This window comes from Duganella sp. 3397, assembly GCF_031456625.1.
Classification (GTDB): domain Bacteria; phylum Pseudomonadota; class Gammaproteobacteria; order Burkholderiales; family Burkholderiaceae_D; genus Rugamonas; species Rugamonas phyllosphaerae.
Window position 1 is genome coordinate 950,154 of sequence record NZ_JAVDVB010000001.1, and the last position, 18,781, is coordinate 968,934.

Here is an 18,781-nt window from a genome sequence, read left to right on the forward strand (position 1 = left end):
AGAGAACCATGAAAAAAATCATTGCCACCGTGTTGACCCCGATCGCCTTCGGCCTGCTGTGCAGCGCCGCCCAGGCTGCCGCGCCTGCCGCCGAGATTGTGCGCCACAAGATCCCGAACTCGGACTTCCCGATCGCGCTGGCGGTGACCATTCCGCCGACCGCCACCATTCACTTCATCAGCGGCCAGGTACCGGCGGTGGTGAACAAGGAAGTGCCGGGCGACACGCTGGCCGCCTTTGGCGACACCAAGGCCCAGACCGAGACGGTGCTCAAGAAGATCAAGGAAATCCTCGAAGGCATGAAGCTGCAAATGTCCGACGTGGTCAAGATGCAGGTGTTCCTGGTGGGCGATCCGGCCAAGGGCGGCAAGGCCGATACCAAGGGCTTCATGGAAGCCTACACCCAGTACTTCGGCGGTGCCCAGCCCAATTTGCCGGCACGCGCCGTGGTGCAGGTGGCGGGGCTGAGCAACCCTGGCTGGCTGGTGGAAATCGAAGTGGTCGCCGCAAAAAAATAATAAGCGTAGCAGGTCTTACTTTGTAATTTTTTCCAAAAATGGGGATTTAAAAATATGCACAAGACCACTCTCAAGATCGGCGTTGCCGCCGTCCTGTCCACCCTGGCGTTTGGCGCCGCCTCTGCCTACGCTGCACCGGCCGAAGCTGAAGCCGAAGTCGCTGCAGCGGCGGTCGCACCGACCGAAGTCGCCGCGACCGCCTCGGTCATCGTCACCGGCACCCGCTCGAGCGGCATGAAAGCCGAAAACAGCGCCTCGCCGATCCAGGTACTGGACGCCGCTTCGCTGCAGCGCACCGGCCAGCCGGACCTGATCCAGGCGCTGGCGCAAAACCTGCCGTCGTTCACGGCCCAGGCCTTCGGCGGCGACACCGCAAACCTGACGCTGTCGGCGCGCCTGCGCGGCCTGTCCCCGAATAACACGCTGGTGCTCATCAACGGCAAGCGCCGCCACGGCACCGCCAACCTGGCCGTGCTGGGCGGGCCATACCAGGGCGGCGCAGCGGCCGACCTGAACTACATCCCGGTCGCCGCGATCGACCATATCGAAGTGCTGCAGGACGGCGCTGCCGCCCAATACGGCTCCGACGCCATCGCCGGCGTGATCAACATCATCCTCAAGTCGAACAACCGGGGCGGCAATGCGACGGTCACCGGCGGCGGCTATTGGGATGGTGGTGGACGCAGCGCCAGCGGCGCCGTCAACTTCGGCGTTGAACCGTTCGAGAACGCGTACCTGAGCGTGACCGTGGATTCGAAATACCATGGCCACAGCGACCGTGGCGGCATCGACCCGCGCCTGGTCGATCCGCGCAACGTCGCCAACATCCCCGGCATGACGCAAATTTCCGGCTACCCGTACCTGAACAAGATCCAGGGCGACGCCGCATATCACCTCAATGTTTTGGCAGCCAACTTCGGCTGGGACATCGACGCCAACAGCCAGCTGTACTCGATCCTGACCGCCGGCCGCAAGGAAGCGAGCGCCTACGAAAACTACCGCCTGCCCAACCGCGTGCCGGGCCTGTACCCGCAGGGCTTCTCGCCGAAAGAGGCGATCAAGCAGGACGATGTGGCGCTGACCATCGGCGTCAAGGGCAAGCTGGCCGACTGGAACACCGACATCAGCACCACCTATGGCCGCGACAAGTCGCGCATCGGTGTGGAAGATTCGGTCAATGCCTCCCTGTTCGCGGACACCGGCGCCTCGCCGACCGAGTTCTCGGCCGGCGCCTTCGTCGCCACCCAGACTACCACCACGCTCGAAGCGAGCCGTGAGATCGAGGTAGGCTGGAGCAAGCCGCTGACGTTTGCCACCGGCCTCGAATACCGCGTCGACCAGTATGAAATCCAGGCGGGCGATCCGGCCTCGCGCTACAAGGAAGGCTCGCAGTCGTATCCGGGCTTCTCGCTGACCGACGCCGGCAAGCACCGCCGCACCAACAAGGCCGCTTACGTCAACATCGCCGGCAACCCGGTGAAAGACCTGACGGTCGACCTGGCCGGTCGCTACGAGCACTTCAGCGATTTTGGCAGCGCCCGCGTGGGCAAGCTCACCTCGCGCTACGAAATGACGCCGACGGCAGCCGTGCGCGGCACCATCAGTAACGGCTTCCGCGCGCCGACCCTGGCCGAATCGTACTACTCGGCTACCAACGTCGGCCCGACCAGCGCGTTCGTGCAGCTGGCGCCCAATTCGCCGGGCGCCCGCCTGGTGGGTGTGAATGGCCTCAAGCCCGAGAAGTCGAACAACCTCAGTTTCGGCCTGGTGTTCAACCCCGCCAGCAACCTCAATGTGACGGTGGACGTGTACCAGATCAAGATCCGCGACCGCATCGTCGGTTCCGGCGCCTTGTACGGTTCCGGTGGCGCGATCAACTCGCCGGCGGTGGTGTCGGCGATCCTGGCCAACGGCAATGTGCTCGACAGCACCGTCAGCCAGACCGGCATCAACATCTTCTCGAACGCGGTCAACACCCGCAGCCGGGGCATGGAGTTCGTCGCCACCCTCAACGAAAGCTATGGCACCTACGGCCGCGTGGACTGGTCGATCGCCGCCAACTACAACAAGGTGGAAGTGACCCAGATTAACCAGGCGCCCACCCAGCTGATGCCGCAAACGCTGCTCGACAAGACTTCCATTTCCAACCTGGAGACGGCTTCGCCGAAAATGCGCGTGAACCTGGGCGCGCTGTGGAAGATCGGTAACTGGACCGTCAACCTGCGCGAAGCGATCTACGGCAAGTCGAACAACTACGACAGTGAAGACGGCGCCGTGTATCACAAGAACGAGATCAAGATGCGCGCCATCACCGATCTCGAAGTGGGCTACAAGATCGACAACGCGTGGTCGGTGGCGGTGGGCGCGAACAACCTGTTCAACCTGTACCCGAACGGCATCAACCCGGCGCTGCTGGCCGACCAGCGCGCGGCGCTCGACAACGCCGCCGTCACGGTGCTGCCATCGTTCTCGCCGTTCGGCATCAACGGCGGCTACTACTACGCGCGCGCCAACTACAAGTTCTAACTTGTAGTCCGCACTGCCGTCCCTCGCGGGGTCGGACCCATCCGGGTCCGACCCCTTTTTTCGCTGTGCGGGTTGGACCGATGGTGTAGCATGGCCGCTTCCCATCCGGAGCACGCCCACCATGAGTATCACCGCCACCACCTTGCTGGCCGCCGCCATCGTCACCACGCCGATGTCGCTCGATCACTACCTGGCCTTGAGCGGCCCGGCCCCCACCGCGCACATCGCCTACGGCGCAGCGCCCTCCCAGTTCGCCGAGCTGTTCGCACCCGCCGGACCGGGACCGCACCCGGTGGCGGCCATCATCCACGGCGGCTGCTGGACCAAGCAGTTCGGCGGCATCGTCCAGATGCGCAACATGGCCGGCGCGCTGGCCGCGCAGGGCGTCGCCGTGTGGAATATCGAATACCGCCGCTACGACGAGGACGGCGGAGGCTATCCCGGCATGTACCAGGACGTGGCCACCGCCATGGACCGCCTGCGCACGCTGGCGCCGCAGTACCAGCTGGACCTGGCGCGCGTGGTGCTGGTCGGGCATTCGGCCGGCGGCCACCTGGCGCAGTGGGCCGGATCGCGCGCGCGGTTGCCCACATCGAGCCCGTTGTACGTGGCCGATCCGCTGCCGGTACCGGTGGTGATCAGCCTGGGCGGCCTGGCCGATTTGCGCAACGAGGCAAAGCTGATCCAGACCAGCTGCGACCGCAGCACCGAACAACTGGCCGGCTTGCCCAGCGCTACCCGCCCGGACGTGTATGCCGACACCTCGCCGGCCGAACTGCTGCCGGCCGGCGTGCGCACGGTGCTGATCCACGGCGAACTCGATACCATCGCACCACCGCGCGCGGGCGAGGACTACGCCCGGCGCGCGCGTGCTGCCGGCGATGCGGCCGACGTGGTGCTGCTGCCGGGGGCCAGCCATTATGACGAAGTGTCGAGCACGTCGGCGGCGTGGCATATCGTGGGCGCCGAGATACGCAAGGCGCTGGGCATGCCGGCGAACTAACCCGCAAGGCCGTCCGGGGTCGGACCCCGGACGGGGTCCGACCCCACGGGTCTCAGGGGTAAACAGCGCCCGGGGGCGGCGGGTACTTCACCGCATTGAGCGCGATCTTTTCCAGCGCCGCCGCGTGCAGGTCCACGCCGGCCTGGTCGGCCAGTTGCACCAGGTAGAGCAGCACGTCGGCCAGCTCGTGGCGGATGCCCAGGCGGGCGGCGTCGTCGAGTTCGGCGTCCACGCCGGTGGGCAGCCACTGGAAATGCTCGACCAGCTCGGCCACCTCGACCGACAGCGCCATGGCCAGGTTCTTCGGCGTGTGGAACGGCGCCCAGTCGCGGTCTTGGGCGAACTGGCGGGTGAGGGCGCGCAGGTGCGCCAGGCTGTCGGGAGGAGTGTTCATGGCCGCCATGGTAGCACTCCGGGCAAGGCGGCAAAACGCGGTTCAGGCCACGAATTTTACCGTTCGTCGCATCGCCAGCACCGTCGCCGGACATTCTGGCTACAGTGGCAACATCACCACTGACCAGGAACTCCGCCATGCGCCGTCTCGCCTTTTCTTCTTCCGCCCTTGTCCTCGCCCTGATCGCCGGCTGCGCCGTGATCGTCGTGCCCGAGGATGGCAATGCCCAGATCAAGTCCGCGTTCAGCAGCAATGCGGTGCAGGGCAATGGCCAGGTGCTGACCGAGCAGCGCGCCGTCAGCGCCAGTGTCGATGGCATCGACATCAGCGGTTCGATGGTCGTGACGGTGCGGGTGGGGCAGGCGCCGTCGTTGACGGTGGAGGGCGACAGCAACCTGCTGCCGCTGCTGATCACCGATGCCAGCGGCGGTACCCTGCGCTTGCGGACCGAGGGCAGCGTGCGCTCTTCCAACCCGCTGCGGGTCACGCTCACTTTGCCACGCTTGCGCCAGGCCGAGGCAAATGGCTCGGGGCGCCTGCAGGTGACCGGTCTGAATGGCGGCGACTTCCAGCTGCGTCTTAACGGCTCGCGCGAGGTCGAGATCGCTGGCCGGGTCGACCGCTTCGATGTGCGCCTCAACGGGTCGGGCAGCATGAACGCCAATGCCCTCGACAGCGTCACCACCGACGCCACCCTGAACGGCTCCGGGCGGCTGCAGCTGGGCCGCCTGCACGGGCAGTCGCTGGGACTCGAGTTGCGCGGTTCTGGCAGCGCCACCGCCAGCGGCAGCGTGGAACGGCTGCGGGTGCGCCTGAGCGGCTCGGGCAGCGCCGACCTGGCAGGCCTGTCCGCTCGCGATGCCGATATCTTCACCAACGGTTCGGGCAGCGCGACAGCCACCGCTAGCGGCTCGCTGGTGGCGGGCAGCAACGGCTCGGGCAGTATCACGGTCTATGGCAATCCGGCGCAGCGCAGCGTCAGCGGCAAGCGTATCACCGTGGTGCAGTAACGGATACTGCGGCGGGTGGCAGCAGCGCGATCAGCGCCGCCAGCGGCATCGGCCGCCCGAACAGGTAGCCCTGCATGCAGGCGCAATCGTGGCCGATCAAAAAGTCGGCCTGCTCACGCGTTTCCACGCCCTCGGCCACCACCTTCAGCCCCAGGTGGCCGGCCATGGCCAGGATGGCCTGCACCAGCGCCACGCTGCCGGCGTCGCCCGGCGTATCCATGATGAAGCTGCGGTCGATCTTGAGTTCATAGAGCGGCATCTGGCGCAGGTAGGCCAGGCTCGAATAGCCGGTGCCGAAATCGTCGATCGAAAAACGCAGGCCCAGTGCGGCCAGTTGCCGCATGCGCGCGATGGTGTCGGCCATGTGGTCGATCAGTACGCCCTCGGTCACTTCCAGCACCAGCATCGAGGCCGGGGCGCCGGTGTCGGTCAGCACGCCGCGCACCTGTTCCACAAAATCGGGCTGGCGGAACTGGCTGGGACTGACATTGACCGACAGCGGCAACGGCACGCCGGCGCGCGCCAGCAGCAGCACGCTTTCGCAGGCCTGGCGCATGGCCCACGCGCCCAGCGCCAGGATCAGGCCCGATTCCTCGGCCACCGGGATGAATACATTGGGCGGCACCATGCTGCCGTCGGGCTGCGGCCAGCGCATCAGCATCTCGGCGCCGACCACGCGGCCCTGGCGGTCCACCTGCGGCTGCACCACCATGCGCAGCGCGCCGCCGGCCAGCGCCGCCGCCAGCTCGCGCTCCATCGACAGCCGCTGCTCCACTGCCGCCTGCATCGGCGCCTCGAAAAATGCGACGCCGTCGCGGCCCCCGGACTTGGCGCGGTACATCGCGGTATCGGCTTCGCGCAGCAGGTCGAGCGCGCTCTGGTCTGCGCGTGCACCTGTGCTGCCATCATTGCAGCGGCGGGGCAGCATGGTGACGCCGATGCTGGCCGTGCAGCGATATCGCTGGCCGTCGATCTCGACATCCTGGCCCAGGGCTGCGCGGATTTTTTCGGCCACCAGCCGCGCCGCCTGCGATGCGGTAGCCAGGTCGTCCGCCAGGTGGCCGAGCAGCACCACGAATTCATCGCCGCCAATGCGCGCCACCGTGTCGGCCTTGCGCACCGTTTGTTCCAGCCGCGCGGCGGCCTGGCACAGCACGGCGTCGCCGACGGCGTGGCCGCGCGCGTCGTTGATGGTCTTGAAGCGGTCGAGATCGACGAACATCACGGCGCTGAAGGTGCCGCCCCGCTGCGAGCTGGCCAGCAACTGGTCGATGCGGTCCATCAGCAGGCGGCGGTTGGGCAGGCCGGTGAGCACGTCGAAGAACGCCAGCCGGTGGTTGTCTTCCGAGTGCAGGCGCAATTCGTCGAACGAACTGGCCAGCTGCTTCAACAGCACTGCGCAGCACAGCGTGAGGATGGACGTCATGAACATGAAGTTGAGCGCCAGGATGGCCGCCTTGAGCAGGCCGTAGTCTGGCATGCCGGCGATAACCATCGGTACCTCCGGCTCGATACTGAGCAGCAGCACCGTCATGCCGGTCAACAGCAGGATCCAGATCGCGGGCCACATGCCGAGCAGCAGCGCCGCCAGCACCGGCACGGCCATCAGGTAGATCTGGCTGACCGCCCCCACCTTGAGCATCAGGCCCGCGCCGACCATGAACGCCACGGTCAGGAAGTGGGCCACGCGGATGGTGTATGCCACGCGCCGCAGTACCAGGATGGCGCCGATCCATGCCACTGCAATGCAGTCCATGATGGCGACCGACCACAAGCCGGCATTGGCGGCCAGCAGGGCGCTGGGCACTGCCGTCAACAGGCCGAGCACAAATACCACTTGCAGCAGCCGCGCAAAGATCCGCGCGCGCCAGTGGGCGATGTCGTTTGCTTCAGCCACGCTGCCCCCGGTATTGTTTATTGTTTTATCGCGTTACCGCTAGCACTACGGTCGGATCAGTCGCCGGCGCTGACGTTGCCGATGCCCGATACCGACTTGTTGATGGTCTTCGGCTTGCCGTAGTAGGTCAGCGAGCCCATGCCCTTGGCCACCGCGTTGACGGTGTCGCTGGCGTACACGCTGACATCGCCCACGCCGCTGAAATTGACATCCACGCGCTCGGCGTGCAAGGCCTTGGTATCGACTTCGCCCACGCCCTTGGCATTGAGGCGCAGGTATTTGACCTTGCCGCTGGCGCTGAGCCGGCCGGCGCCCAGGTAGCCCACGTCGAGCCGGTCGCTGGCCACGCCGGTAATGATGGTTTCGCCCGCGCCTTCCACCTTGACCCGGCTGAGCGACGGCAGGGTGATGGTCACGCGCGCATCGCCCTTGTTGTTCTTGGGCTGCTTGCCGTTGACGGTGATTTGCAGTTCATTGTCCACCACGCGCGTCTCGAGTGCGGCCACGAATGCATCTTCGCCGGAGATCCTGACCGACTGCGTCTTGCCCGCTTCGACCGTCATGGCGAACGCGCCTTTTGCATTGACCGCGATGAACGGCGCCACCTGGCGGACGGATTCGGCGGCGGTTGCCGACCAGGGCAGGGCGGCGGCGAACAGGGTGGCGAACAGAAGGCGGCGCATGGGTTCCTCGATCAGATTGCATTTTTAAACATGGTCGATTTTACTGGCGCACCGCGCCGGCGGCGACAAATCATTGTGAATCCCCCGATGTGTTGCAGCATGGATACGGATTATGCAAGCCACCCGCGCCAAAGGCAGGGAAACTACCGATTTACTTTACAAATGGAATATCTATAATGGGGTGATACAGTCCGCCACTCCATTTGCAAACCCGAGGTAGCCATGTCAGCCATTCCTTCCAGTCTCCCGCACCAGCCAGCGCCCGTCGTGCAATCGCGCGCTGGCACCGTGTTCCGCGTTGTCAGCGGCAATTTCATGGAGATGTTCGATTTCTTCCTGTTCGGCTTCTACGCCAACGCCATCGCCGCCGCCTTCTTCCCGGCTGGCGACGAGATGGCATCGCTGATGATGACCTTCATGACCTTCGGCGCCGGCTTCCTGATGCGGCCGCTGGGCGCCATCATCCTCGGCGCCTATGTCGACCGCGTGGGCCGCCGCAAGGGCCTGATCGTCACCCTGGCGCTGATGGCGGCCGGCACCTTGCTGATCGCCTGCGTTCCCGGCTACGCCACCATCGGTTACGCCGCGCCGCTGCTGGTGCTCACCGGCCGCCTGTTGCAGGGCTTTTCGGCCGGCGTGGAGCTGGGCGGCGTGTCGGTGTACCTGGCCGAAATGGCGCCGCCGGGACGCAAGGGTTTTTACGTGAGCTGGCAGTCTGCCAGCCAGCAGGTGGCGATCGTGGTTGCCGCCGCCCTGGGCTTCGGCCTGAACCAGTTGCTCGCGCCCACCCAGGTGGCCGAGTGGGGCTGGCGCCTGCCGTTCTTCGTGGGCTGCATGATCGTGCCGGTGCTGTTCATGATCCGCCGCTCGTTGCAGGAGACCGAGGAATTCAAGAACCGCAAGCACCGCCCCGAGCTGCGCGAGATCTTTCGCTCGATGCTGGCCAACTGGGGTCTGATTATCGCCGGCATGATGCTGGTGTCGATGACCACCGTGTCGTTCTACCTGATTACCGTGTACACGCCCACCTTCGGTAAAACCGTGCTGCACCTGACGACCAGCGCGGCGCTGCTGGTCACGCTGTGCGTGGGCGTGTCGAACTTCATCTGGCTGCCGGTGATGGGGGCGCTGTCCGACCGCGTGGGCCGCCGTCCGCTGCTGATCGGCTGCACCGTGCTGGCCATCCTCACCGCCTGGCCGGCGCTGCACTGGCTGGTGCAGGCGCCGAGCTTTACCCGCATGCTGGAAGTGGAATTGTGGCTGTCGTTCCTGTACGCCAGCTACAACGGCGCCATGGTGGTGGCGCTCACCGAAGTGATGCCGGTGGAAGTACGTACCGTGGGCTTCTCGCTGGCCTATAGCCTGGCCACGGCGATCTTCGGCGGCTTTACGCCGGCGGTGGCCACCGGCTTGATCGAGGCGACCGGCGACAAGAGCGCGCCGGGCTGGTGGCTCACTTTTGCCGCCGTGTGCGGGCTGCTGGCGACGCTGATGCTGTACCGCCGCAAGGGCAATCTACACGCGCAGCCGAACAGCTAGCCGCTCCAGGTCGATTTCCTCGATCAGCAGGTTGCCGCCGTTGGCCTTGATCAGGCGCGGCGCCAGCGCCTGGGCATCGGTGCCCATGGGCGAGGCGGTCAGCGCGTCGTCGGCAAACTGCTGCACCGAGTGCAGGTCGTCCACCAGCAGGCCGATGGTGCCGGCGCAGGTGCTGGTGCTGAGCCTGACCAGCATTACCTGGCTGTTGTCGGTGACGACGGCGGCGCGGCCGGTGGCCAGCAGCGCCAGGTCGAACACCCACACGAACTGCTTGCTGCCGCCGCCCGGCGCCACGTCGAGCATGCCCACCCGCGCCCGGTTGTTGCCCGCCGCGCGCTGCACGCGGGCGAACGGCACTGCCTCCTGGATCGACCGCGCCGGCAGTGCCATCAGCGCCCGGCCGGCGTGGAAGATGGCGTAGTCGGTTCCAGTCCCTGCTTCCTGCATGCCTTGCGCCGATTCCACCTGCATCGCCTGCGCGCCCAGCGCCGCCAGCTCGCGCCGATCGCGCACCGGCCCGAACGACTCCAGCAGCAGCGCCAGCACCGGCTGCTCCACGCCAGCATGGGCGCGAAACTCGCGGTAGCCGGCCGCGCGCGAGCAGGCCGCGATCACGTACTGGCCGTCGTGCTCCATGATCACCGAGCCGCTGCCACGACCGTTGTGATCGGAAGCCGCCAGCAGCGCGGCCAGTTGCTCTGCCTTCAGCGCCAGCGTGGCGCCCGGGGGATGGGCGGCGTCGGTGCTGGCCAGCACCTGCCGCTCGGGCGTGATGAAGTACGCCTGCATATTGCGCCGTCCCGCCACGCCGCTGTGCAGCATGTTGGCCAGCTCCGGTCCCGCATCGAACACCACGCCAATGCCGCCCACCACGCTGGCCTGCTCAGGGTGGCGGATGGCGGCGTGGTAGATGAAGGTGGGCGCGCCGTCGTACAGGGCCGATGGCGCGAACAGTTCGACGTGGTGATCGAGTTCGCTGCGCAGCGCGCAGACGTGGCCCAGGGTGTCGGCATCGACGTGGGTGCGTGGCAGCGGCTGGGCACCGGTGGCGGCCAGGATGCGTCCCTGGCGGTCGTACACGAACAGCCGCGCGTACACGGTGTACAGGCGGTTGATCTGGGCCAGCACGGCGCCCATGGCGGCAGCGGCGGCGTCGCCCTCGGCCAGGCCGCGCCGCAGCTGGGCGGTGAGCGCCCACCAGCGGCAATCGTTGGCACGCTCGTACAGGTTGCGGTCCAGCATATCGACCAGCAGTTGCGAAGTCAGTTCGGCCTGGCCGACGCTGGCCGCCAGCACGGTCTGGTACAGGTCGCGGATCGAGCGCGAGAACAGCGCGTCGCTGCGCGCTCCGGTGCCGCTGATCTGGTCGAGGATGGTGTTGAGGCGGCTGCTGCCGGCACCAGCGGCGCCGCCTCGGTTGTCTTCAGCGTGACTGGTGACCTTGCCGTTCCAGACGATGCGGCCGATGGTGCGCGTCGTGCGCGTGACGGCGGTCATCAGCTCGTGCAGCGGCGGGCTGAAAGCCTGCGCATGCGACAGCAGTCCCTGCACCAGTTGCGCATCGACGCCCGCGATGGCATCAACGCCGCCGTTGCGGAAGGCCAGGTCCAGCGGCACCATCAATTGCGCTTTCCAGCCGGCAGGGCCGGGGTAACCCTGGTAGCCGTTGCAGCCGAAGGTTTGCACCAGGTATTCGCGGCCGCCGAACAGCAGCGGGCGTGCGCTGCCGTCCGGGTTGACCGGTACCGGCACGCCGGCCGGGATCCAGAGCGGATCGGCGCTGCTGACCACGCGGTTGTCGGCGTCGAGCAGCAGCATGTTGGCGCGGTGCGACGGATCGCGGTAGGCGGCGAAGATGGCGTCCATCTCCTGCTCGAAATTGAAGCACAGGCATAGCACCCCGACCACCTCGCCGCTCTGCGGGTCGCGCATGCGGTGCGAGTACACCAGCGCGCGCGGCTTGCCGGGCCGCAGGTCGGTGGTGCGGAAGGTCTCCACGTAGCCGTCGGTGGCCAGGGTGGCTGCCAGCAGCGGATCGACGCTGCGCGCCACCGGTGTGGCCATGTCGGCCTGCACCAGCACCCGGCCGGCAGTGTCGAGCAGCAGGATTTCGTCATACACGGTGTACTTGTCGCGGTAGGCCGCCAGGCGCCGGCGCACGGTGTCCAAGCTGGCGCCCGCGTGGTCGTCGCCGGCAACAAAGCTGCACAGGTCGGCGTCGGTGGCGAGAAAGCCCACGTCGGCGGTGCGCTCGAACAGGTTGCGCACCAGGATGTCGATGGCGTAACGGGCCTGGGTACCCAGGTTGGCCAGCACCTGGTTGACCTTCTCCTGCACCAGGTTGGCGATCAATGCCTGTTCCAGGTGCGCGAAACCGGTGCGCGTGGCCACCATCGCAGGCAGCAGCAGGCGCGCCTCCGCTGGGCAGTTCATCTTGGCGGACGACTCGATCAGTTGCCACATCTGGTTGAGTTCTCGCAGCGACAGCTCGCAGCGGGCAACGTCCGGCATGTAGGGTAGAAACATGTCCGAACGCGTTAAAGTATTTGCGTTCATTACTTGTGGTTCGATCACAAAAAGTATATCTCAAGCAATTCTTATGCCAGCATGGTAATTTTTGGCACAAAAAAAACGCCACCCGGCGCTGGTTGCGTGGGGTGGCACAGTTGGTTGGTGTTGGTGAAAGATTATCGCTTACCTGGCGCTCAGGCAGGCCTTCATGAAGACTTTGCGTTCGTCGCCTTTTTTGCCGACGGCGTCGTTATTACATTTTTTCATCTTGTTTTGCTGGGTCAGCGGAATTTCCGGCTCGGCGGCAACCGCTGGCGCCGGCTTGGCACTCAGGCACTGCTTCATGAAAGCCTTGCGCTCATCGCCTTTCTTGCCAGTGGCTTCGGCATTACAGGTTTTCATCTTGTTTTGCTGGGCGGTGGGCTCAGCAGCAAACGCCGCACTGCCAAACGCCAGCAGCATGCCGGCAAAGAACAGCTTCTTCATGGGTGACCTCGCTTATAAAGGACGTGCAACAGGGATATGTCGCCAGAGCACTATACCCCTGCTGGATTTACCTGGCAAAACATTGTTAGTTCCAGGCCGCGAGTAGCTGACTGTCAGTTTTGTGTATTGGTTTGGCGGTTGCCGGGCGACCGGTCAGGCCAGCAGCTTGAGCAGCGCTTCCGCGGCAGCTTCCGACGAGGCCGGATTCTGGCCGGTTACCAGGATGCCGTCGGTAATCGCATACGACTGCCAGTCGCCCACTTTCGAGTAGTCGCCGCCGTTTTGCTTGAGCATGTCCTCCACCAGGAATGGCACGATCTTGGTCAGCCCCACCGCTTCTTCCTCGGTGTTGGTAAAGCCGGTGACCTTTTTGCCCTTGACCAGCGGCGAGCCGTCCGGTGCTTTCACGTGGCGCAGCACGCCCGGTGCGTGGCACACGGTGGCCACCGGTTTGCCGGCGGCGATCATGGTTTCGATCAGGTTGATCGAATCGCGGCTTTCGGCCAGGTCCCACAGCGGGCCGTGGCCGCCCGGGTAGAACACGGCGTCGAAGTCTGCCGCTTTCACGTCAGCGAGCTTGCCGGTGTTGGCCAGCACGGCTTGCGCGTCCGGATCGGCCTTGAAGCGCTTGGTCGCTTCGGTCTGGGCATCGGGTTCGTCGCTTTTCGGGTCGAGCGGCGGCTGGCCGCCAGCTGGCGAGACCACCGTCAGGTTGGCGCCGGCGTTTTTCAGCGTGTAATACGGCGCAGCGAATTCTTCCAGCCAGAAGCCGGTTTTTTTGCCGGTGTCGCCCAGTTGGTCGTGCGAGGTCAGTACCATGAGGATGTTCATTGTGTGTCCTTAGTCGTTAGTGGATGGGTGGGTGGATCGGGATCAGAGTGCTGCTTGCAAAATCTTGCGGCTGCGCGCCAGGTCGATATCGCGGTGCTCGCCCAGCGCGGTCATGCCGTGCGTCTGCAGTTGTTTGAGAACCGCTTCCACGGCTTCCTCGCCCAGCTGGTAGGCGGACAGGCGGGTTGGAATGCCCAGGCCCTCGAAAAAGGCGCGGGTGCGGGCGATGGCGGCGTCGATGCGCTCGTCGTCGGTGCCGTCGGTAATGCCCCACACGCGTTCGCCAAACTGTAGCAGCTTGCCGCGCTTTTGCTCGCGCTGTACGTCCAGCAGGGCGGGCAGCACCAGCGCCAGGGTGCGGGCATGGTCGATGTCGTACAGCGCGGTCAGCTCATGGCCGATCATGTGGGTGGCCCAGTCCTGCGGCACGCCGGCGCCGATCAGGCCATTCAGGGCCAGGGTGGCCGTCCACATCAGGTTGGCGCGGGTTTCGTAGTCGTCCGGCGTGGCCACCGCTTGCGGGGCGATTTCCACCAGGGTTTGCAGCAAGCCTTCGGCAAAGCGGTCCTGCACCTTGGCGTTGACCGGGTAGGTCAGGTATTGCTCGGTGGTGTGGACGAAGGCGTCGACCAGGCCGTTGGCGACCTGGTTGGTGGGCAAGGTAAAGGTTTTGCGCGGATCGAGGATCGAAAACGCCGGGAACAGCAGCGCGCTGCGGAAGGCCAGCTTGGACTGGGTGGCCTTGTGGGTGACCACGCCGCCGTTGTTCATTTCGGAGCCGGTCGCCGGCAAGGTCAGCACCGAGCCGAACGGCAGGGCGCGTTGCACGTTGGCGCCGCCCTGTTGGGCGATTTCCCATGGCTCGCCGTCGTACAGCGCGGCGGCCGCAACGAACTTGGTGCCGTCGATCACGGAGCCGCCGCCAACCGCCAGCAGGAAATCGATTTTTTCTTCACGCACCACGTGGACGGCGCGCATCAGGGTTTCGTAGCTGGGATTCGGTTCGATGCCGCCGAACTCGCGCACGGTGCGCTCACCGAGGGCAGTGCGTACTTCGGCCAGTGTGCCGGTTTTTTCGGCACTGGCGCCGCCGAACAGGATCAGTACGCGGGCGTCATTGGGCACCAGAGTGGAGAGTTTGCCGACGGTGTCGGCGCCGAAGACGATCTTGGTCGGATTATGGAAGTCGAAGTTGTTCATTGTTGCTCCTTAATATAGAAATTATTAGACTGGTCGTCTAGATTCTGTCTCAAAAAAACGCGGACGAGGTCATCCGCGCAGGGGATACATTGCTGGCGCCAGTTGCAGCAGGTCCAACGTGGCGTGCCAGGCCGAATTCAGGGCGCTCGGCTCGCGCCGCAGCTTGGTGAGCATGGCCGCGCCCAGCCAGAGCTGGTACAGCGTTTGCGCCAGCTGGGCAGCATCGGCAGCATCTGCCACGGCCGGCAGCGAATCGTCCGCCGCGCCGCGTTCGATGGCCAATGCCAGGCGGGCGATGATATGGTCGGTGCCATCGCGCAGCGCTACACGCATGGGCTCCGACATATCGGCCACCTCGCTGCTGAGCTTGACCACCAGGCAGCGGCAATTGCAGCTGTCCGGGCTTGCGGTGGCGTCGCTGAACCAGCTGTCCCAGTAGGCCATCAGGCACGGCGCGGCCAGTTTGTCCGCTTGCTCAAGCAGGCCATCCATGTGCACCAGGTACTGCGCCACGTAATCGTCCAGCAGCGCCTCGCCGAACAGTTCCTTCGACTTGAAGTAATGGTAGAAGGAACCCTTGGGCACGTCAGCTGCGGTCAGGATCTCGTTCAGCCCCACGCCGGCAAAACCCTTGCGCGTAATAATGGCCTTCCCCTGATCGAGGATGTGCTGGCGGACGTCGGTGTATTCGGCTTTCATGAAACGTATAATAGCACAATTAGACCAGTCGTCTAGTATTTTCCACTTCGGGGTCAGTGCCGACATTTAGACACGAACTCATCTCTATGATGACCAAGACTGCGCAATTAAGTTCAAAAATGTCCGAAAGTCGGCACTGACCCCCGAAGTTTAGCGGAAGATCTCGCCAGCGCGCTCGGGCTGGTAGGGCAGGTCCAGGATGCGCAGGGTGCTCATCTGGCCGTCGGCCAGGGGCCAGTTGATGCGGTCGCCCACGGACAGGCCCAGCAGGGCGGTGCCGATCGGGGTCAGGATCGAGATGCCGTCGTCGAGTTCGGCCATGTCTTTCGGGTATGCCAGGGTCAGGCACAGTTGCTGTGGCGGTTGTTCGATCTCGAAGCTTACGCGCGAGCGCATGGTGACCACGTTCGGTGGCATTTGTTCCGGTTCCACGACCTTGGCGCGGCCCAGTTCGGCCAGCAGGCGGGCGTTGGCATTGGCGGTGGCGGTGGGCAGGGCGTCGAACAACGCTTCCAGGCGTTCGATGTCGAGCGACGAGACGGTAATCTGAGGATGCATGATGGCTCCAGTTCAGTGGTAAAGATGTGCGTGGGGATGCCGGTGATCCGGCAGCGGTGAAACAGGCGTTCAGGGATTCAGGTGGTCGGCTCGGCAGGCGCGGAACCGTGGGAGTTCTGGCTTACCGAGCGAGCGAGAGGCTGGCGAGATCCTTGGTGGACGGGCAGTAGCGTCCGGCCACAGGCGATGCGCCCTCGTTCAGGGAAGAACGTTGACTTTGCGCGAGGAGGCGTAAGGTGTTCATCGGTACCAAGTATAACCCCTTTTGCGGCAACGGCCAGCGCGTCGCCCGCGCCACCGGAGAATTGGCCCCCGGTGGCGTGATGTTACAGCGCCTGCCTAGTTGCTGGCGGTAGCAGTGGCTGGCGCGTTTTTGACGTACTTGTCGAACCAGCGCAGCATTTCATACACCAGCTGTTCGTTCGACTCGCGCGCCGCGTACCAGTGCGGCTCGTGCGGCAGCATCACCAGGCGCGTGACGCCGCCGTTGCCGCGGATCGCTTCGTACAGCTTGGTCGATTGCAGCGGCGTGGTGCCCGGATTGGCGTCGTCTCCACCGTGCACGATCAGCAGTGGCGTCTTGAGCTTGTCGGCGTAGAAGAAGGTCGAGACCTTGGTGTACACGTCAGGCGCTTCCCACACCGAGCGGCGCTCGTTCTGGAAACCGAACGGCGTGAGCGACTTGTTGTACGAGCCGCTGGTGGCCGCGCCGGCGCGGAACAGGTCCGAGTGCGCCAGCAGGTTGGCGGTCATCAGCGCGCCATGGCTATGGCCGGTCACACCTACGCGGGCCGGATCGGTCACGCCCAGGCGCACCGCTTCGTCCACCGCCGCCTTGGCGTTGGCCACCAGCTGCTCGGTGTACGTGTCGTACGCCTTGCGCGGGTCGCCCACGATCGGGAAGGCGGCGCTGTCGATGATGGCGTAGCCCGCCAGCAGCAGCAGGCGGTACTGGCGCAGGCGGGTGAACGTCGCTTGCGAGCCGGTGGTCTGGCCGGCCTGCGAGGCGTCGGCGTAATCGAGCGGGTAGGCGTTGAGGATGGTCGGCAGACGCGTGCCTTCCTTGTAGCCCGGTGGCGTGTACAGCGTGAACGACAGGTCCACGCCGTCGGCGCGCTTGTATTTGACCAGGCGCTTCTGGATCTCGCGCACCTGCGGCGCGGTGTCCTTCAGGTGCGTGAGCGCCGTGCTCGATGAATCGAATGCCGCCTCGCCCTTGACCGCGCCTGCCGCCGGCGCGCCCACGGTGCGCAGCAGCGCGTTCGGGGTGTCGGTGGTGGACTGGTACCAGGTCAGCAGGCGCCCGCTGTCGTTGCCGGCGAAGCCGATGAACTGTTCATACGAGGTTTTACTGCTGCGGAACAGGCGCTCCGACTGCTGCGTGCCCAGGCTGAACTTGTCGAGGAACGGCCGGTCGCCATCGGGCGACGAACCCATGCCCGACAGGTAGATGGTGTCGCCGTCCTGGCGCATCACCCACGAACCGTTGGCCAGCTGGCGTCGCACCGGGTTGCCCGGGTTGGCGTATTTTTCATCGGTCGACATGTCCCACACCAGGCGGCGCGAATTTTTTGCATCGTCGACATTGAGCTGCCAGGTGCGGCGCCATTTGCGGTTGACGTCGTAGTCGGTCAGCAGCGCCACGCCGGCGTTCTCGCTCCACGCCAGGCCGGCGTAGCGTTGTTCGGTGCGGGTGATTTCCACCGGGGCGCCGGTAAACGGCGCCTTGAGCATGACCAGCTTGTCGCGCTCGGCCGCTTTCACTTTCGGATCGCCGCCGTCGAGCGCTTCGGCCCATACCAGCGTAGCCGCCTCGGTCGGACGCCAGGTGAAGTTGCGCGGGCCGGTCGGCACGCCGCGATTGGGCACGCGGTCGGCCAGCGGCAGCGCGGCGATCTCACGCACGACCGGATTGGCGCCTTTTTTCACGCCGCGCTGGTTCAGGTCCCACAGGTCGATCTGCTTGGGGAAGCGGTCGAACGTGGTCACGTACGAGTACGGCGGACGGATTTCAGTGACCACCACATGGCGGCTGTCGGGCGCCACACTCAGTTCCTCGTACAGGCCCGGTTTGCCCACCGTGGTGATCTTGCCGGTGGCGGCATCGACCAGCGCCAGTTGCGAGGTGCCGTAGTAGTTGAACAGCGATTCGTCGTAGCGGTTGCGCAGGGTGTCGCGGTTTTCGTAGGTGCTACTCTGGCCGGTGCCGCCGAGCGACTCCTGGATGCCGGGACCGGCCGAGCCGGGGGCTTCCACCGGCGGCGCCTTGTCACCGGTAACCAGCTTGACCAGCAGGGTTTTCTGGTCGGGCATCCATTGCACCTGGTCGCCGAACATCTGGTTCAGGCGCACGCCGGGCAGGCGGCGCACGGCGCCGGTTTTGGCATCGCCCACCCACAGCTCGACGGCTGCAGCGGTGATGTTCTCGAACGCGAAGCGCTGGCCGTCGGCGCTCCACACGGGGCGGCGCGGGCAGGCGTCGGCCGGCAGCTTGACGGCGGTTTGCTTGCCGTTGGCCACCTGCACCAGGTCGATCGCGCTCACGCACGGTGGAATGCCGTAGCCGCCCGGGGTGTCGTGCTGGCTATGGTTGCCCGGTTCGATTCGTACGCCGGCCAGGCGCAGGAACGGCGTGGCCACCTTGGCGATCGACGGGAAGTCCTGCATGGTGACGAGCATTAGCTTGTCATGCGTCGGGCTCAGCGATGGCGACGGCGGTGGCGGCGCGCGCATGACGTCGAGGATTTCCTTCGGCGGCTGGTTGTATGCCGAAGCGGCCGAAGCGGCCGGGGTGGCGGTGGTGGGCACGGCCAGCGCGCCCGAGGTCATGCCGACGGCGAGCGTGGCGCTCACGAGACTGCGTAACAAGTATCTACCCTGCATGGTGTTTCTCCATTTTTTATCGAAATTATTTATCTACATCACT

Annotated in this window: 15 protein-coding genes; 5 read left to right on the top strand and 10 right to left on the bottom strand. The window is 65.4% G+C overall.

Annotated elements, in window-relative coordinates; genetic code table 11:
* Positions 1 to 8 precede the first annotated feature (8 nt).
* The 3 genes from J2X54_RS04165 (at position 9) to J2X54_RS04175 (ending at position 4,047) form a co-directional block, all read left to right on the top strand.
* Entirely contained in the window at positions 9 to 518 is a 510-nt protein-coding gene (locus J2X54_RS04165) for a RidA family protein (protein ID WP_070248422.1), read from the top strand.
* Between the two features lie 54 nt (positions 519 to 572).
* Complete coding sequence (locus J2X54_RS04170) at positions 573 to 3,044, top strand: TonB-dependent receptor (RefSeq protein ID WP_310178183.1); 2,472 nt, start codon at positions 573 to 575, stop codon at positions 3,042 to 3,044.
* Between the two features lie 121 nt (positions 3,045 to 3,165).
* Positions 3,166 to 4,047, top strand: a complete 882-nt coding sequence (locus J2X54_RS04175) for an alpha/beta hydrolase (protein ID WP_310178185.1) — start codon at positions 3,166 to 3,168, stop codon at positions 4,045 to 4,047.
* Between the two features lie 52 nt (positions 4,048 to 4,099).
* On the opposite strand, the gene J2X54_RS04180 is transcribed toward J2X54_RS04175, so the two are convergent.
* Positions 4,100 to 4,441 carry a nucleotide pyrophosphohydrolase gene (locus tag J2X54_RS04180; protein ID WP_404990882.1) on the bottom strand — a complete coding sequence of 114 codons (342 nt, stop codon included), beginning with the start codon at positions 4,439 to 4,441 and terminating at the stop codon, positions 4,100 to 4,102.
* Between the two features lie 137 nt (positions 4,442 to 4,578).
* Here J2X54_RS04180 and J2X54_RS04185 point away from each other — a divergent pair, with 137 nt between their 5' ends.
* On the top strand, positions 4,579 to 5,451 hold the full coding sequence (locus J2X54_RS04185) for a head GIN domain-containing protein (protein WP_310178188.1): 873 nt from the start codon (positions 4,579 to 4,581) through the stop codon (positions 5,449 to 5,451).
* Here the strand turns inward: J2X54_RS04185 and J2X54_RS04190 are convergent.
* Both J2X54_RS04190 and J2X54_RS04195 read right to left on the bottom strand, forming a co-directional pair.
* A complete protein-coding gene (locus J2X54_RS04190) occupies positions 5,435 to 7,348 on the bottom strand; it encodes an EAL domain-containing protein (RefSeq protein WP_310178191.1) in 1,914 nt (637 codons plus the stop codon). The genes J2X54_RS04185 and J2X54_RS04190 overlap by 17 nt on opposite strands.
* 56 nt (positions 7,349 to 7,404) lie before the next feature.
* On the bottom strand, positions 7,405 to 8,031 hold the full coding sequence (locus tag J2X54_RS04195) for a GIN domain-containing protein (protein ID WP_070248429.1): 627 nt from the start codon (positions 8,029 to 8,031) through the stop codon (positions 7,405 to 7,407).
* Between the two features lie 222 nt (positions 8,032 to 8,253).
* Between J2X54_RS04195 and J2X54_RS04200 the strand changes: the two genes are divergently transcribed.
* Positions 8,254 to 9,570, top strand: a complete 1,317-nt coding sequence (locus J2X54_RS04200) for an MFS transporter (RefSeq protein WP_070248431.1) — start codon at positions 8,254 to 8,256, stop codon at positions 9,568 to 9,570.
* On the opposite strand, the gene J2X54_RS04205 is transcribed toward J2X54_RS04200, so the two are convergent.
* The 7 genes from J2X54_RS04205 to J2X54_RS04235 all read right to left on the bottom strand — a co-directional run bounded on the left by J2X54_RS04205 (position 9,547) and on the right by J2X54_RS04235 (position 18,723).
* A complete protein-coding gene (locus tag J2X54_RS04205; RefSeq protein WP_310178196.1) occupies positions 9,547 to 12,096 on the bottom strand; it encodes a chemotaxis protein CheW in 2,550 nt (849 codons plus the stop codon). The two genes, J2X54_RS04200 and J2X54_RS04205, sit on opposite strands and share 24 nt — an antisense overlap.
* A gap of 168 nt (positions 12,097 to 12,264) precedes the next feature.
* Positions 12,265 to 12,567, bottom strand: coding sequence for a PsiF family protein (locus tag J2X54_RS04210; RefSeq protein WP_310178199.1), 303 nt, complete (start codon positions 12,565 to 12,567; stop codon positions 12,265 to 12,267).
* A gap of 153 nt (positions 12,568 to 12,720) precedes the next feature.
* The gene (locus J2X54_RS04215; RefSeq protein ID WP_070248436.1) at positions 12,721 to 13,398 is read right to left on the bottom strand and encodes a type 1 glutamine amidotransferase domain-containing protein; all 678 of its coding nucleotides are present in this window, start codon (positions 13,396 to 13,398) and stop codon (positions 12,721 to 12,723) included.
* Positions 13,399 to 13,440: 42 nt separating this feature from the next.
* Entirely contained in the window at positions 13,441 to 14,598 is a 1,158-nt protein-coding gene (locus tag J2X54_RS04220; protein WP_310178202.1) for an iron-containing alcohol dehydrogenase, read from the bottom strand.
* Between the two features lie 69 nt (positions 14,599 to 14,667).
* Positions 14,668 to 15,297, bottom strand: coding sequence for a TetR/AcrR family transcriptional regulator (locus tag J2X54_RS04225; protein ID WP_310178204.1), 630 nt, complete (start codon positions 15,295 to 15,297; stop codon positions 14,668 to 14,670).
* A gap of 150 nt (positions 15,298 to 15,447) precedes the next feature.
* Positions 15,448 to 15,855 (bottom strand): nucleoside diphosphate kinase regulator, encoded by a 408-nt coding sequence (gene rnk / locus J2X54_RS04230; protein ID WP_310178206.1) that lies wholly within the window; start codon positions 15,853 to 15,855, stop codon positions 15,448 to 15,450.
* A 339-nt stretch (positions 15,856 to 16,194) separates the two neighbouring features.
* Entirely contained in the window at positions 16,195 to 18,723 is a 2,529-nt protein-coding gene (locus tag J2X54_RS04235) for a prolyl oligopeptidase family serine peptidase (RefSeq protein ID WP_310178209.1), read from the bottom strand.
* Positions 18,724 to 18,781: the final 58 nt, after the last annotated feature.

What these genes read in the sequence shown, in the direction of transcription:
- J2X54_RS04165 (WP_070248422.1), top strand. Translation starts at nt 9, where the DNA reads ATGAAAAAAATCATTGCCACCGTGTTGACCCCGATCGCCTTCGGCCTG.
- J2X54_RS04220 (WP_310178202.1), bottom strand. Translation starts at nt 14,598, where the DNA reads ATGAACAACTTCGACTTCCATAATCCGACCAAGATCGTCTTCGGCGCC.
- J2X54_RS04185 (WP_310178188.1), top strand. Translation starts at nt 4,579, where the DNA reads ATGCGCCGTCTCGCCTTTTCTTCTTCCGCCCTTGTCCTCGCCCTGATC.
- J2X54_RS04200 (WP_070248431.1), top strand. Translation starts at nt 8,254, where the DNA reads ATGTCAGCCATTCCTTCCAGTCTCCCGCACCAGCCAGCGCCCGTCGTG.
- J2X54_RS04215 (WP_070248436.1), bottom strand. Translation starts at nt 13,398, where the DNA reads ATGAACATCCTCATGGTACTGACCTCGCACGACCAACTGGGCGACACC.
- J2X54_RS04205 (WP_310178196.1), bottom strand. Translation starts at nt 12,096, where the DNA reads ATGTTTCTACCCTACATGCCGGACGTTGCCCGCTGCGAGCTGTCGCTG.
- J2X54_RS04210 (WP_310178199.1), bottom strand. Translation starts at nt 12,567, where the DNA reads ATGAAGAAGCTGTTCTTTGCCGGCATGCTGCTGGCGTTTGGCAGTGCG.
- J2X54_RS04195 (WP_070248429.1), bottom strand. Translation starts at nt 8,031, where the DNA reads ATGCGCCGCCTTCTGTTCGCCACCCTGTTCGCCGCCGCCCTGCCCTGG.
- J2X54_RS04225 (WP_310178204.1), bottom strand. Translation starts at nt 15,297, where the DNA reads ATGAAAGCCGAATACACCGACGTCCGCCAGCACATCCTCGATCAGGGG.
- rnk (WP_310178206.1), bottom strand. Translation starts at nt 15,855, where the DNA reads ATGCATCCTCAGATTACCGTCTCGTCGCTCGACATCGAACGCCTGGAA.
- J2X54_RS04175 (WP_310178185.1), top strand. Translation starts at nt 3,166, where the DNA reads ATGAGTATCACCGCCACCACCTTGCTGGCCGCCGCCATCGTCACCACG.
- J2X54_RS04180 (WP_404990882.1), bottom strand. Translation starts at nt 4,441, where the DNA reads ATGAACACTCCTCCCGACAGCCTGGCGCACCTGCGCGCCCTCACCCGC.
- J2X54_RS04170 (WP_310178183.1), top strand. Translation starts at nt 573, where the DNA reads ATGCACAAGACCACTCTCAAGATCGGCGTTGCCGCCGTCCTGTCCACC.